General features: G+C 70.9%; 1 protein-coding gene. It reads right to left on the reverse strand.

The genetic code is table 11. From position 1 onward, the window contains the following. Positions 1–184 precede the first annotated feature (184 nt). Positions 185–1225 (reverse strand): aliphatic sulfonate ABC transporter substrate-binding protein, encoded by a 1041-nt coding sequence (locus AC1DY2_RS19830; protein WP_476763971.1) that lies wholly within the window; start codon positions 1223–1225, stop codon positions 185–187. Positions 1226–1345 lie beyond the last annotated feature (120 nt).

Genomic DNA, 1345 nt, shown 5'->3' on the forward strand with positions numbered 1-1345 from the left:
CCTCGCCGCCGCCGCGGGGGTTCCCCGCCGCGGGGGCCACCACCGACGACCCGTACCGCCCCACCACGACGGTCGCGCCGTCGGACGTGCGGGCGGACGTGCCGGTGGGGTCGGCGATCGGCTCGGCCGCGGCATCCGTGTCGGTCATGGTCCCTCCCGGGTGGAGCAGGTCAGCTGGAGTGGATCAGCTGAAGCGGCCGGCGTCGGCCTTCGTGACGAACTCGTCGTTGATGATGGTGTCGAGCGCGTCGTCGACCTGCTGCTGCGTGGGCACGTCGCCGAGCTCGACGAAGATCGGGCCGATCTTCTCGAGCACCTTCACCTGCGCGTCACCGGGCACCGGGTCGACGTCGAGGTTCGAGCGTTCGGTGATGACCTTGGTGGCGACCGCGGCGTCGAGGCCGGCGACACCGGCGAGGATCTCTGCGGTCTCGTCGGGGTTCTCGGCTGCCCAGGCGCGGGCCGTCTCGTAGGCGTCGACGACGGCCTGCGCGACTTCGGGCTTGTCGGCCAGGAACGACTCCGTGGCGTTGAGGAACCCGTAACTGTTGAAGTCCACGTTTCGGTAGAAGAGGTTCGCGCCCTGCTCCTCGGCACCGGCCATGATCGGGTCGAGTCCGGCCCAGGCGTCGACCGAGCCGTTCTGCAGTGCGGCCCAGCCGTCGGCGTGCTGCAGGTTCTGCACGGTGATGTCGGATGCCTCGAGCCCCTCGGCCTCGAGCGACTGCAGGAGGAAGAAGTAGGGGTCGGTGCCCTTCGTGGCCGCGACCTGCTTGCCCTTGAGGTCCTCGACCGACGTGATCGGGGAGCCGTCGGGCGCGACGAGCGCCGACCACTCGGGCTGCGAGTAGATGTCGATCACCTGGATGGGCGAGCCGTTGGAGCGGGCGAGGAGCGCGGCCGAGCCGGCGGTCGAGCCGACGTCGATGGCGCCGGCGCGCAGGGCCTCGTTCGCCTTGTTCGAGCCCGCCGACTGCACCCAGTTGACCGTGAGGCCGGCGTCCTCGAGCCAGCCCTGGTCCTTGATGACGAGGCTCAAGGGGTTGTAGGTGGCGAAGTCGATGTTCAGCGTCTGGCCCTCGAGCGAGACGGCCTCGCCCGAGGCGGTCGACGTGGGCTCGGGCTCGGCGGCCTGGCCCTCGCCGGCGACGCAGCCCGAAAGGAGCAGGGCGGTGGCGGCGGCACCCGCGACGAGCGCGGAGCGGAGGAAGGGGATGCGGGACATGCGACTCCTTGACTGGTGCGATGGTTGCGACGGCGTGGGGCTGTGGTGCCGTCAGTACGGGTAGTGCGGGATGGTCGTTGTGGTCTCGACGCCGCGGGCGGCGCCGTGCCGGTCGATGCC

The organism is Agromyces sp. P1_H4, from assembly GCF_056405255.1.

Coding starts and splice junctions, on each gene's coding strand:
- AC1DY2_RS19830 (WP_476763971.1), bottom strand. CDS start 1,225: ATGTCCCGCATCCCCTTCCTCCGCTCCGCGCTCGTCGCGGGTGCCGCC.